This is a genomic window from Dubosiella newyorkensis (assembly GCF_001945605.1).
Taxonomy (GTDB): domain Bacteria; phylum Bacillota_I; class Bacilli_A; order Erysipelotrichales; family Erysipelotrichaceae; genus Dubosiella; species Dubosiella newyorkensis.
Window position 1 is genome coordinate 1 of the sequence record NZ_MPKA01000101.1, and the last position, 13,414, is coordinate 13,414.

The following is a 13,414-nucleotide window of genomic DNA, read 5'->3' on the forward strand; positions in this document are numbered from 1 at the left end:
TTTTTGGAAAAGGAATCTCGGTAAATACAAGATCTTCATTATGAGCAGTGGTATTCGTTTCCATAGGGTAGCCACCTCCTGTGGTTACTCTACTTTAACTTTCATCAGGCTGCTACCCGCTGTTTTAATTCCCGCTTACGATTTTTAACAATTTTATTCGATTGGATCGGGTTATTGTCTTTCACGGCAAGCGCACCTCAGCGAAGCTGTTCTGTTTAATATTTTTTTCATTCTTTTCATGCATTTTAAAACGACCTCCTGTTCTTGAACGATTCTACTATAGTCGTTCGACAGGCGGTCGTAAATCCGCTACTCTATTTTCCACTTACTTTAAAAGGATCGGTAAGCAAAAAAGACCCGACGGGTTATCCTGTCGGGTTATTTTTTAAATGGTGGTCTCAGTCGGAATCGAACCAACGACACAAGGATTTTCAGTCCTTTGCTCTACCAACTGAGCTATGAGACCACAATGGTTGCGGGAGAAGGATTTGAACCAACGACCTCCGGGTTATGAGCCCGACGAGCTACCAGACTGCTCTATCCCGCGATATGAATAAAATATAGAAAATAATGGCGGAGAAGCTGGGATTCGAACCCAGGCGCCGCTCACACGACCTACCGGTTTTCAAGACCGGACCCTTCAGCCACTTGGGTACTTCTCCAAGAAGTAGTGAGTATTACTACGATCGATTTGAATCGATATATATTGGTGGACCCTGTAGGACTCGAACCTACGACCCGCCGGTTATGAGCCGGATGCTCTGACCAACTGAGCTAAGGGTCCTTAAAAACTCGTTGGTGGCTGGAGTGAGACTCGAACTCACGACCTTCCGGGTATGAACCGGATGCTCTAGCCAACTAAGCTACCCAGCCAAAGAGTGGTCGGGACGACAGGATTTGAACCTGCGACCCCTTGATCCCAAATCAAGTGCACTACCAAGCTGTGCTACGTCCCGACATATAAAATTTAAATAAAATAAATGGCGCGCCCAGTAGGAGTCGAACCCGCAACCTTTTGATCCGTAGTCAAACGCTCTGTCCAATTGAGCTATGGGCGCATATCACTTTATCAAGTGCTCACTTATATTATCATTGAACCCTATCGAATGCAACCCCTAAAACAAAAAAAATTAAATTTTTTTTCAATTTTTTTATTTCACCTCTTTTACGTACTTTTCTACGCCTTCAAACAAAGTGTCTTGTAGCACTTTCAAGTATTGTTCAAAGCTGATCGTTTCTCCATACGTCAAGATCTTCATCTCCACTCCAAACAAATCAACTCGATAAGGCATGATCTTTAAACCATTGCGAAGATAAAAGGCTTCCCGTTTTTTGCGAATGAACTCTTCTTCTGCATCTTCTGCCTTTTCTGGATTCTCGATTTCCAAAACGATCGGCTTTTCTTCTTCTTCAAAAAAAGTGCGAAGCACTTTAGAGCCTACTTGTCCATTTTGGGCATTGGGATCGATCGCAAAATAATCGATCAACGTGAGTTCATCGTTTTCCAATGTAAACAACAAACCGACAGCTTCCTCTCCTTTAAGGATCGTGTACATGTTTCCTTTATCTTCTCGATCGATCCGAACAATCGCATCAAATGGTTTCTTTTCCGAATCAGGAAACGATGTTTCATACAGCTCTCGGACATATTCTATCTCTTCAGGAATGATCGCGCGATATTGGATCTTAGCCATACAATTCACCTCGCCTTTCCTTGTCGATTCTAACACACACTGCTATAATTTTTTTATGGAGTACTCAACAATTTTATTAGCGGCCGGCAAAGGAAGCCGCACCCATCTCGATTATAATAAGATCTTTTATCATCTGGACAGTCAAAAAACCGTGCTCGACACAAGTCTGGATGTCTTTTTGAACGATCCCGATTGTAAACAAGTCGTTTTAGTTTGCGCAGAACATGAAATCGACTATATAAAGAGCTTGTACGCGGATCCTAGGATCACCTTTGTCATCGGCGGAGATACAAGACAACGATCTGTTTATAACGGTCTAGGCGCTGTTCTCTGCGATTACGTCTTTATACACGATGCCGCCCGTCCATATTTAAAAGAATACTCGATCGAGCAGCTCAAAAGCGCGCTAAAGCAAGAGGACGCCTGCCTATTGATGGTTCCTTGTGTCGATACGATCAAGATGGTCGAGGGTGATTATGTCGCCCAAACTCCTCCTAGAGAAACGATGTATCGCGCTCAGACTCCCCAATGCTTTAAAACATCTCTCATCCTGCAATGCCATAAAAAAGCGATGGCCGACCAAAGGGTCGGCACTGATGACGCTCAGCTTGTCGAGTGGTATGGAAAATGTCCGATCCGCGTCCTGTTAGGTGATGAAGAAAATATCAAGATCACGCTGCCCAATGATTTATTAAACGAGTAAGGAGAACATTTGATGGATTCACTCACGTATTCGGCTCTTATTTTCGAGCCCGTCCAAGAACATTCCTATTCCCGCTTAGAAGAAGCGCTTCCTTTATTTGAGAAAGATCCAAATTGCGCGCAGATCGTCATATGCTGCCAAGAAGATTGGCTCCTGAAGCTCTCGCTTCATCCACATCAAAAAACGATGCTCGTGCAAATGTCAAAGCATCCCTACGTTTCTATGGTCAATGGCCTCAAAGCTGTTTGCGAAGATAGTGTCCTCGTACTCGATCTAAACCGGATGTGCAAGCTGGAAGATAAACAGCGCGTATTGAAAAAGCTGCAAGAATATCCTGCCATTTATTGTCACGCTTCCTTGCAAGGATTCGACACCCGCCTACTCATGTTTTGTCTTCAATACGCGATCGAGCAAAACGCGCAAATCGAAAATTATACCCAAGCCGTTTGTCATTTTGGAGACACGCCGCTGGTCTTTTTAGAATGAATGCCGAATTCATTCTTTTTCTTTATTTTTTGTTTAGTTTTTTTTATTTCATCCCTAATAATGAATCGTCCCTTCATCTGCTAAAATAGAGCCATGAAAAAAACAAATCTTAAAACCGGTTTGACTAGCGAAGAAATAAAAACAGCCAAAAAAAACATCGTTCACGACAATCTATCTAAATCGTATCGCTCGATCTTCCTACAACATACTTTTACGTTCTTCAATATCGTCAATTTTATTTTAGCCGCTCTCGTATTCTGGACTGGCTCCTACCGCAACATGTTGTTCATGGGGGTCGTTCTTTCGAATATGGTGATCGGAATCGTCCAAGAGATCCGCTCAAAAAAAGTTCTCGATCATCTTGCCTTGATCCACCAAGAACAAGAACTCGTCTTACGGAACGGAAAAGAAGAAACGATCCCCATCACCCAAATCGTTCAAGGCGACCTTTTGATCCTTCGCGCAGGCGATCAGATCCCATGCGATGGCCAAATCGTAGAAGGAAGCATCGAATGTTCCGAAGCAATGCTTACAGGAGAAAGCGATTCGATCGAAAAAGAAGTCGGAAATCGCGTCTTGTCGGGAAGCTTTGTCATCTCAGGAAAAGCGATGATGCAAGTCGAACAAGTGGGTGAAGATACGTACATTCATTCGATCTTAAAAGAAGCCAAACGCAACAAGCGCTACCCTTCCCAACTCAGGGATGCGATCCAAACGATCATTCGGATCTGCACTTTCTCGATCATTCCCGTCGGGATCTTATTGTTTGTAAAACAATATTTCCTTTCCGCCCAAACCCTTCAAGAAACGATCCTTTCCACTGTAGCCGCTTTGATCGGAATGATCCCAGAAGGACTTGTCATCTTGACAAGCATCGCTCTAGCGATTTCCAGCATGAAATTAGCTAAACAAAATGTCCTTGTCCAAGAATTGTATTGCACAGAGACTTTGGCTCGCGTCAACATTTTATGTCTCGATAAAACAGGAACGATCACACAAGGAAAAATGAGCGTTCTCGATGCCGAACAAATCGCTCCTTGCGATCCAAAACAAATCATCGCCAATATGTATGCGGCGCTAAGCGACGATAATTCGACCGCCCAAGCCTTGCGTGAATGGGCCGATCTACAACCTAACGAAAAGGCGCTCTCTGCAAAACCTTTTACAAGCGCCAATAAATGTGCACAAGTTCAATTCGCTTCAGGAACCTTTGTATGTGGCGCTTATACATTCATGACCGATCATCCCGATCCAAACATTGTCGCCAAGATCCAAGAAAGCGCTAAGCAAGGTAAGCGTGTCCTTGCGCTTGCTAAAAAAGAAGACGACCAGATCGAAGTGCTCGCCTTGATCAACATCCAAGACCGGCTTCGTAAAGATATCCGCCAAGTCTTTCAGTTTTTTCAAAAACAAGACGTTCAAGTCAAGATCATTTCTGGAGACGATCCTGTCACCGTCGCCGCCTTGGCCAATCAGGCTGGCGTTCCTGGAAAAGGGATCGACATGTCCAAAGTCAGCGCAGAAGAACTGCCCGAAGTCGTCATGCACAATTCAATTTTTGGACGCGTCAAACCAGAACAAAAAAAGGCCATGATCCTTGCCCTCAAGAAAGCTGGCAACACAGTCGCGATGAGTGGAGATGGCGTCAACGATGTGATGGCTCTCAAAGAAGCCGATTGCTCGATCGCCATGGGTTCAGGCTCTCAAGCCGCCCGCAGCATTGCTTCCTTGATCCTTTTGAACGATCAATTCGAAGCGCTGCCTTCGATCTTAGATCAAGGACGCTGCGTCATCAACAATATTCAACGCACCGCCTCGCTCTTTTTAGTCAAGACGATCTTTTCATTCATCCTTTCGATTTTGACGATCTTTGTCTTGCAAGAGTATCCATTTCAGCCCATTCAGCTGACCTTGATCTCTTCCTTGGCAATTGGTTTCCCAAGCTTTGTCTTGACTCTTGAACCAGATTATCATCGAGTGACCGGAAACTTTTTACGGACTGTATTTTCAAAAGCCGTTCCAGGCGCTTTATGCGTCTCGCTTTGCGTCATTACGACCTATATCGTCCAACACTTAATTCCCATGAATCAAGCTCAATTTTCAACGGTATGCACCCTTTTAGCCGGCGTATGCTCGCTTTGTGTCTTATACAAAACGTGCATTCCTTTGACGCCGCTGCGATTCATCTTGGTGATCGTCATGAGTTCGATCTTTACGATCTGTGTTCTTTTCTTAAAAAAAGTGTTCTTTTTAACAAATTTAACAACACCTCTATTCATCTTGACTTTAGCCGAGACTGCCTGTATCCCCTTCTTTTTATGGATCTTTTATGTATGGATCCAAGAATGGAACAACGCGAGAAAGAAAAAACGTGAAATGAAAAAGCCGCGCTAGGCGGCTTTTATCGTTTCATTCGAGTTTTTCGAACATTTAATGGTTGTTGAAATTTAATTTTAAGTACTTGATCAAAAGATCTTGATACTTTATTGTCTGTTCCCACTCATTTTTAGATCGATAATGATCAATGAGCAAAGAATAAAATGGAATTTTTAATTCTACCATTTGAAAAGAAGAAAGTTGAGACCGGATCTCGTTTATCAACTTGGAAAGATCCGACTTTTGATAAAGCTCTTGAAGAACCAATCGCTATTGTTTATAAAATTCAAAATTTCGAAAAATTCCTATTCCTTTCCTTTACTATAAATTCTATCATAAAGGAAATAAAGAAAGGAAAAGATACTATAAAAAAGAAATTATAGAAGTTTATTAGCGCCTTACTTATCGGACTCACAAATAACAATCATAAATAATATCTTCGGATTCATATCATCACCATATTCGCTACAAATCAAATAGAAAGGCCAAAAATACTATGAAGAAAACCGGTGGAATAGAAGGTACGATCAACGTTGATCAAACTCGTGATTCAAAATTATTAGTAAATATTGATTATAAATATACCAAAAGTCGAATAGCAACCAAAACAGCAGAACGTTTTCTTCCATATTGTAGGTAGAAAATGATTAAGAAAAAAATCTTGATTGCTTTGATCGTATTTTGTTCTTTCTTATTTCTTTACTTTTTCTTTTTGAGAAAAGATGAACATCCGATCAATTTAATCAACTTAGACGTATATATCCATGAAAAATTGATTCGACTTGACAGCGTTTATACCCATATTCCACGTAAAAATGACAGCGACACGGACCTTATCTCTTATCAAACATTTGAAGAGCTGAAAGATCTTATCAAAAGCAATGAGCAATCTACAGATTCCTCATTAAATGTCGATTCAAACAATTCATTACGGTTTGAACCTCCCGACGATTCCACTTATCGCTTTATTTGATATGAGCCTAATGAAAAAAACAACTGCACAATACGAGAATTTGCAAGTTGAAGAACATCGAGGAAATATTTTGATCATTGAACGAACTTGTACGATGGACGATGTCATGATTATCCAACAATATACGCTGCTCGCAGAATGAACACAAAACAACAAACAGAATTACATAGATGGATCAAATCAATAAATTTGCGCGTTTCAAGCGAAAGGAAGTCTATCTTTTTCTACTACGAAGAACGTATCCTTTCGCGTTTTTCATTCCTTCCTTGAACACAGGTGAGATAAACAAACCCGTCAAGTATCGATAAAACAACACGACCGGTAAGTACCACCACAAATTCCTTGAAAACAAGGTTCCTACTTGCCAAACAGTCATGCTCGCATGAAAAGGCGAAGTCATATGTTTCTTTATATAAGGGAATGAGTATTTATGATTCCATGAATGCATCCATTGACGCAAGATACACGAACTAATCCGTTTCATCGACAGCCTCTTCCTAAATCGTTAAGAAAATATAAAACTTTTAGTCAGAAAAGTCAATCTTCTTTCTATTTGCGATAAAAACAAGTATTTTATAACTATGAATTGGACCATTGTAGATTATGCGCAAAATGTATTGCAAACCTTTGATCAACTTCCTTTTAATCAAGTCGATTCTTTGATTTTATCGTGCATGGCTTATGTAAGAATGCCCTCAAGCTCTCTGCCGGCCTTAGAAGGCTGGGATGGCGTTCCTTTTAAAGAGGTATTGCGCGCGGAAGACTTCTCCTCGATGTTTCATACCGTCTATTCGGCGCCCCACTCGAAAGATCTTTTATGCGTGATGTGTGCGAGTCCACGATATCGCGATATTTTGATCAAAGGCTATACCCATCAAAACGACATGAAAAGCTCGATGCAGTTTTCCGCCATCACCTTTCAACTCAATAAAAACATGGCTTATGTCGCCTATCGAGGAACCGACGCGACCGTGATCGGCTGGAAAGAAGACTTCAATATGGCCTTTCAATATCCGATCGCAAGCCAAGAAGAATCCGCCCGCTACTTGCAAGAAGCCGCTTCGTACGTTTCAGGACAGCTCTATGTAGGCGGCCATTCCAAAGGCGGAAATTTAGCCGTTTACGCCAGCATGCATGTTCCATCCTCGATCCAAGAACGCATCGTTCAGATCGACTCTTTAGATGGTCCTGGATTTCCACAAGCGGTCCTTGAATCTTCAAGCTTTAAACATATCCAAGCCAAAGTTCATAAGACGCTCCCTCAATCTTCCTTGATCGGCATGCTTCTTGAACAACAGGAAGACTTTAAAATCGTAAAAAGCTTTCGCTTTAGCGTTTGGCAGCACGATCCTTATTCGTGGGAAGTGGAAGGATATGATTTTGCGACGATCTCTCACTTGACCCCAGGAGCCAAATATATGAATCGAACGATCAACGCGTGGCTCAACGAAATCACACCCGAAGAAAGAGAACGATTTATCTTAGCGCTCAGCAAGATCCTAGCCAGCGACAAAGCGATCACTTCCAGAGAATTTAGAAACCAGATCCCTAAAAATCTGCCCGCTTTCTTTCAAGCCGCTTCCGACCTAGACGAGGACACGAAGCACTTCTTAAAGAATACATTGAAAGAAATGGCCACATTGAGCATCAAAAATTTACATAATCATCCAAAAAAAGAAGGCGCTTGATCTAATTTGGAAGATAAGATCAAAAAGGTCTGATTCCAATCAAACTAGACCACCGTTATGACAAACCTTATTGCAGTGAGTTTTATGCAACAAGAGTCGAAAAAAAAGAAAGCTCCAGACCACATATAGCCTGAAGCTTAACTAAACAAGGATATCATGCATTAAGTTAGATGATAATCTAACTTAATGACATTGGTTTATGCATTGCCTTGTAAAATTGCCGGATTATTTTCACTTATCCTTATTTCAATTAATATTCTTTTCCATTTGTACGAATCACGTTTGCGTAATAATCGAAAGAATCTTTTTTATAACGTTTAAGTGTCCCTTTCCCTTCATCATCAAGGTCAACATAAATTACCCCATATCGTTTTGCCATTTCCCCTGTAGAAGCAGAAACTAGATCTACAATTCCCCACGGTGTGTACCCTATCAGATTCACTCCGTCTTGGATCGCATCATCCATTGCTTTGATATGACATTTAAAATACTCGATACGGTACGGGTCATGCACTTGCTCATCTTCAAGTACATCATAGGCGCCGAGTCCATTTTCGACAATCATGATTGGAAGCGAATACCGATCTTCGATTTCATTGAGAATATATCTTAATCCGTCGGCATCAACGCCCCAGCCCCAGTCAGAATAATGAATATATGGATTTTTTGCACCCATTGATAAATTGCCGGCACCATCTTTCGCTACATCTTTATGTGTTGTAACACATGTTGTATTATAGTAGGAAAAAGTAAAAACATCTACTTTTCCTTCTTTTAGCAATTGCGCATCTTTATTGAAGAACTCCGGATCCAATCCATATTGTGCCCAAATCTTTTTAGAACAACTTGGGTACTTTCCACGAGATTGCACGTCTCCGCAGTACCAGAAATAGTTCTGCATCTTTTCCTGAGCAGCCAGAATATCTTTCGGATCACAAGTCAGTGGATAGTTTACCAGACCGGCAATCATACATCCCATCACGAACTCTGGATAGGTCTCATGAGCATATTTTACAGTTTTCGCACTAGCAACAAATTTATTATGTAGCTGAATATATGAAAGTCTTGTTTTTTCTTCCGGATAATTCGGAACAAATGCTGATAACATCAGCATTGAATTGATCTCGTTAAATGTCAACCAGTATTTAACAAGATCACAATACTCATCCATCACAGTCTTTGCAAATTTGAAATACAGATCAATAGTTTTTGGATCTTCCCAGCCAATTTTAGTAGCGATATAGGCTGGATCGTCATAGTGAGAAATCGTGACAAGCGGTTCGATCCCATTTCTCTTCAATTCTTCAAATACGTTTCTATAAAATGCAAGCCCTTCTTCATTAGGAGCTTCTTCTATACCTAATGGATAGATTCGCGACCACGATATCGACATTCTGAACATATTCATACCCATTTCTTTAAATAGCGCAATATCTTCTTTATATCGATGATAGAAGTCGACCCCCATATGATTTGGATAGTGTTCATCTTCAAACACTGCGAAAGTAACATCCATCGGAATGTCGGAAGAAACAATTGACGTTCTTACTTTTTTTGGATCTCCATTTTTATCAAAATACGTCAAATATCTATTTGTTTGTGCTGATCCGCCAGTCGTAAAATCTGTTAATGCAGGTCCGCGACCATCCAGATTCCATCCGCCCTCATATTGATTAGCTGCTGTTGCGCCTCCCCAGTAAAAATCTTTTGGAAAATTCATCTTACACCACTCCTCTTAATTCTTAATACTGGTTGCCCTGTAATCAATGCACCTTTATGGAGATGAATGATATCACGATAATCGGAACCATTTGTAATCGTTACAAGAACTTCTGTAGAGTATCCTTCTTTTTCAATAGCTTGTTTATCAAATGATACTAGCGGATCGCCCGCTTCCACTCTGTCTCCTTGTTTAATATGAGTTGTAAAATATTTTCCTTGCAGGTTTACTGTATTAACGCCTATATGCAGCAATACTTCTGTTCCATCATCGGCTACTATTCCAATGGCATGCTTTGTAGGAAACAATGTCTTCACCATACCTGAAACAGGTGCAGCCACTTCACCATTCTCTGGAAAAATAACGATTCCTTTTCCTAAAGCTTCCGATGAAAATGCTTCATCAGAAGATTCCGTGATATTTTTTACAAGTCCGTTCACTGGCATTTGCACAATATGCATTTCATCAAGCTGTTCTTTTACTGTGCTTTTTTCATCTTTATAAAGAATTGTAGTCAAGCCAAATCCAACGAACAAAGGAACTAGAACAGCTAATACAATCGGGAAGAATTGCGGATTTTCCGGATTCAAGAACGATAACAATCCGATCACGCCCATACCAGCATAGGAGTAAATTTTCATATTAAATACACCTACTACTAATCCCGCACAAGCGCCTGCAATACAACTAATTCCTAATAATACTTTACGTGGCACTACAATCCCATACATCCCAGGTTCTGTTACTCCGAATACAGCAGAAACTGCTGCAGGCAGCGCTGCGCTTTTCACTTGCTGATCTCTCGATTTCGCAAAAGTCGCCAATAAGATTCCTACGATTCCAAAACATACGGTCCATGTTGACGCCAGCATCAGGCTTGGATTTCCTGCCATAACCGCATAAAACGCAAACATTACGATCAAGCTGTGAATACCGAACATGACCAGTATCTGCCAGATACCGCCCAGGATCGTGCAGCCCACCAGCGGAGATAATTCAAAGATAAAATTGATCGCAATATTCATGCCGTTGGACAATACTTCCGCGATCGGTCCGATCACTACGAAAGTAAGCGGAAAAGCGATCGACAATGTAATGAGCGGCGTCATGAACCCTTTGACAACGCTTGGCAGTTTCTTTTGCAGAAATTTATAAATTGGTGCCGAAATCAGCAAGCCGAACAATACGGGCAGAAAAGACGATGTATAAGAAGTGTTTACAGTGAATCCAAGCAAAGACACATCTACATTTTGAATGCTCGGATAAATCATGGATGCACCAAGGATCAAGCCGTAAAACGGATCGATTTCCAAATGTTTCGCGACATTATATCCCATAATAACCGGCAGACAGTAGAAGAACGCGTCCCCTGCTGCATTCGCCAACATACAAATACCACTTTCAGCTGGTACACCGCACATTTGAAGAATGACTAAGATTCCTTTCAACACACCAGATGCGCACATGATATTCAGTGTAGGACCCAATCCAGAACGAATGACTCCTAGCGCTTTATCGAGAAAAGACTTCTTTTCTTTTGATACCTCGGCTTTTACATTACTCGTAGGTAAGCCTAATTGTGTGCATACTTCCTTGTATACTTCAGGAACGTGTTCGCCGATCACAACCATATATTCTCCAGCTGCTTTGACTAGTCCGATCGTCCCTTTCATACTTTTGATGATTTCATCGTTCGCAATCGATTCATCTTTCAACACAAATCTTAATCGCGTAATGCAATGTCTTAAAGATTTGACATTCTCCTTGCCACCAACATTGTTGATGACGGCAGTAGCTAATTCACTGTACTTGTTCATAAATTTTTCCTCCTAATAGTACATAGAAGGTTTGGCCAACTTAATGTTACCATCCAATATAATGACTGATTTCTCAGTTATTACCGTTGTTATGTGCTAGACGATGCACATGGATCGTTAAATATAGCTTCTCTTCCTGCAAAATCTGATAATTGTATTTTTGATAAATCATTTTAGAAATAGCTTCCACACAATTATAAGAATTTTGATACTTATTTTTTATAATTTCCAACAGTTCATTATTATCGTTCCGATATGCTTTCTCATATACAAGTCTATGTGCAAAAAATTTAATATGTGTAATAAAACGATAAAAGTGAACTGAATCATTCGAAATATCTTTTTGCAAATGATAACGAACTATTTTAAGAACTTCTCTGATAATTCGGGTAACTTTCGTAGTTTCCTCTAGAGAAGAATTCTCGGTTTCTGAATTTATGATATGAAGGGCAATAAAACTTGCTTCATCATTTTTTAATTCAACTCCAGTCTTTTTCCGAATTATTTCAAGAGCCTTAAGGGCAAGAGCATATTCATTTTCATAATAATGGGCTATTTCCCAGTTCATGGTATTGGGAAGATAGATCCCTTCTTCCGCTCTTTTGATTGCTGCATGAATATGATCGGAAAGAGAAACATAAATGATATCGTTTATTTTTTTCCCTAACTCCAGCTTGATCATCTCAATGATCTCGTTTGTCACTTCTATATATTCTAAAGGTATATTTTGAATTATTTCCTGAAATCGAATATTATCCCTGGCCTCTTTGAGAACAAATATTTGAGTCACTCTGCTCATATCCAAAGGATCCCCGACTTTTTTAGAAAAAGCAATTCCTTTTCCACAGACTACTTGTTCTTTTCCATTCTTTTTTATAACAGCTACATTATTATTAAATATTTTCTTTATCCTGAATACTTCATTTTGCGGCTGTAATGCTGAATTTTTTAAATCTATGTTTAAATTGTTCATCGTTAATCTCCCTTCCAGCCATATGCCCCTGTCAAAATGTAACCGCTACCACACAGCATGCGGATATTTTAGCATTTGTAAAATATTTTGATAATTACCTTTATTGCTCTAAACATTGCGAATATTGTTATATAATCATCATTCTTTTCCTCTTCTTTTCCGATATCGTCATCCGCCGAAAAAAAGACAGCTCCAGGACTCATTCGACCTAGAGCTTAACTAAGCAAGGATATCAGGCATTAAACTAGGTAACAATCTCACTCGAACACTTCCAGAGAATTTAGAAACCAGATCCCTAAAAATCTGCCCGCTTTCTTTCAAGCCGCTTCCGACCTAGACGAGGACACGAAGCACTTCTTAAAAAATACATTGAAAGAAATGGCCACATTGAGCATCAAAAATTTACATAATCATCCAAAAAAAGAAGGCGCTTGATTTCGCCTTCTTTTTCTAATGCAGCTGTATTGAATGTTGTTCATTCACCCAATCGTTGAACGATGTTCCTCTTTCTTTCTCCCATAAATCGATCAGATCCAAAATCGTCGTCTGGATCTTGTTGCTCATTCCTATTTCCTCGTCATCCCTTTGATGACCCGATAAATAAGAAGTTGTTTCTCCAAGGATCACAAGATCGCTGAGCGCTTCGCTCATGCTTTCCTTGTTTCTTGAATCAAGAGTACTTGCGAGATGATCTACCAAAAGATGCATCTCCTCAATCAATCTCTCTTCCCATAATTCCATTGTATAACTCCTATAATATATTTTTACAATATCATACAATTCGGAAAAATGTAAACGTTTTCCAATATTATTTATAAAGCGACCAAGAAAGACATCGAACTTTCCGGTTGCGCCTATAAAACCTGACTTTACAAGTTAAAAGGAAATTATAGTACTCAAAAAACGATCTTAGAGATTTTTCTCCAAGATCGTTTTAATTTGCTTCTTCTTCAGAACGAAATTGTTGATCGGAAGCATATATTT

Annotated in this window: 13 protein-coding genes and 7 tRNA genes; 7 read left to right on the forward strand and 13 right to left on the reverse strand. The window is 40.1% G+C overall.

The window, feature by feature from the left end:
- Positions 1-390: 390 nt before the first annotated feature.
- The 8 genes from BO225_RS10185 to BO225_RS10220 form a co-directional block, all read right to left on the reverse strand.
- A tRNA-Phe gene (locus BO225_RS10185) sits at positions 391-466 on the reverse strand.
- 4 nt (positions 467-470) lie between these two features.
- Positions 471-547, reverse strand: a tRNA-Met gene (locus BO225_RS10190).
- 24 nt (positions 548-571) lie between these two features.
- Positions 572-662: transfer RNA gene (locus BO225_RS10195), tRNA-Ser, on the reverse strand.
- A 45-nt stretch (positions 663-707) separates the two neighbouring features.
- A tRNA-Ile gene (locus BO225_RS10200) sits at positions 708-784 on the reverse strand.
- 12 nt (positions 785-796) lie between these two features.
- Positions 797-873: transfer RNA gene (locus tag BO225_RS10205), tRNA-Met, on the reverse strand.
- 6 nt (positions 874-879) lie between these two features.
- Positions 880-956 (reverse strand) — tRNA-Pro (locus BO225_RS10210).
- 25 nt (positions 957-981) lie between these two features.
- Positions 982-1,058, reverse strand: a tRNA-Arg gene (locus BO225_RS10215).
- Between the two features lie 93 nt (positions 1,059-1,151).
- Positions 1,152-1,694 (reverse strand): GNAT family N-acetyltransferase, encoded by a 543-nt coding sequence (locus BO225_RS10220; RefSeq protein ID WP_076342118.1) that lies wholly within the window; start codon positions 1,692-1,694, stop codon positions 1,152-1,154.
- Positions 1,695-1,749: 55 nt separating this feature from the next.
- Here BO225_RS10220 and ispD point away from each other — a divergent pair, with 55 nt between their 5' ends.
- The 6 genes from ispD to BO225_RS12900 all read left to right on the forward strand — a co-directional run bounded on the left by ispD (position 1,750) and on the right by BO225_RS12900 (position 6,374).
- Positions 1,750-2,397, forward strand: coding sequence for a 2-C-methyl-D-erythritol 4-phosphate cytidylyltransferase (gene ispD / locus BO225_RS10225; protein WP_076342119.1), 648 nt, complete (start codon positions 1,750-1,752; stop codon positions 2,395-2,397).
- 12 nt (positions 2,398-2,409) lie between these two features.
- A complete protein-coding gene (locus BO225_RS10230) occupies positions 2,410-2,883 on the forward strand; it encodes a hypothetical protein (RefSeq protein ID WP_076342120.1) in 474 nt (157 codons plus the stop codon).
- A 93-nt stretch (positions 2,884-2,976) separates the two neighbouring features.
- Entirely contained in the window at positions 2,977-5,277 is a 2,301-nt protein-coding gene (locus BO225_RS10235; protein WP_076342121.1) for an HAD-IC family P-type ATPase, read from the forward strand.
- A 146-nt stretch (positions 5,278-5,423) separates the two neighbouring features.
- A complete protein-coding gene (locus BO225_RS10240) occupies positions 5,424-5,642 on the forward strand; it encodes a hypothetical protein (protein WP_076342122.1) in 219 nt (72 codons plus the stop codon).
- Between the two features lie 260 nt (positions 5,643-5,902).
- Positions 5,903-6,232 (forward strand): hypothetical protein, encoded by a 330-nt coding sequence (locus BO225_RS10245; protein ID WP_076342123.1) that lies wholly within the window; start codon positions 5,903-5,905, stop codon positions 6,230-6,232.
- 10 nt (positions 6,233-6,242) lie between these two features.
- On the forward strand, positions 6,243-6,374 hold the full coding sequence (locus BO225_RS12900; protein WP_269843905.1) for a hypothetical protein: 132 nt from the start codon (positions 6,243-6,245) through the stop codon (positions 6,372-6,374).
- 72 nt (positions 6,375-6,446) lie between these two features.
- Here the strand turns inward: BO225_RS12900 and BO225_RS12165 are convergent, their stop codons facing one another.
- Positions 6,447-6,716 carry a hypothetical protein gene (locus BO225_RS12165; protein ID WP_143356821.1) on the reverse strand — a complete coding sequence of 90 codons (270 nt, stop codon included), beginning with the start codon at positions 6,714-6,716 and terminating at the stop codon, positions 6,447-6,449.
- 97 nt (positions 6,717-6,813) lie between these two features.
- Here BO225_RS12165 and BO225_RS10250 point away from each other — a divergent pair, with 97 nt between their 5' ends.
- On the forward strand, positions 6,814-7,920 hold the full coding sequence (locus BO225_RS10250; protein WP_076342124.1) for a DUF2974 domain-containing protein: 1,107 nt from the start codon (positions 6,814-6,816) through the stop codon (positions 7,918-7,920).
- Positions 7,921-8,170: 250 nt separating this feature from the next.
- Here the strand turns inward: BO225_RS10250 and BO225_RS10255 are convergent, their stop codons facing one another.
- The 4 genes from BO225_RS10255 to BO225_RS10270 all read right to left on the reverse strand — a co-directional run bounded on the left by BO225_RS10255 (position 8,171) and on the right by BO225_RS10270 (position 13,171).
- On the reverse strand, positions 8,171-9,640 hold the full coding sequence (locus BO225_RS10255) for a glycoside hydrolase family 1 protein (protein ID WP_076342125.1): 1,470 nt from the start codon (positions 9,638-9,640) through the stop codon (positions 8,171-8,173).
- Positions 9,637-11,457, reverse strand: a complete 1,821-nt coding sequence (locus BO225_RS10260; protein WP_076342126.1) for a glucose PTS transporter subunit IIA — start codon at positions 11,455-11,457, stop codon at positions 9,637-9,639. Before BO225_RS10260 ends, BO225_RS10255 begins: the two co-directional genes overlap by 4 nt.
- Positions 11,458-11,530: 73 nt before the next feature.
- The gene (gene licT / locus BO225_RS10265) at positions 11,531-12,430 is read right to left on the reverse strand and encodes a BglG family transcription antiterminator LicT (RefSeq protein ID WP_076342127.1); all 900 of its coding nucleotides are present in this window, start codon (positions 12,428-12,430) and stop codon (positions 11,531-11,533) included.
- Between the two features lie 450 nt (positions 12,431-12,880).
- The gene (locus tag BO225_RS10270; protein ID WP_076342128.1) at positions 12,881-13,171 is read right to left on the reverse strand and encodes a hypothetical protein; all 291 of its coding nucleotides are present in this window, start codon (positions 13,169-13,171) and stop codon (positions 12,881-12,883) included.
- Between the last annotated feature and the right edge of the window lie 243 nt (positions 13,172-13,414).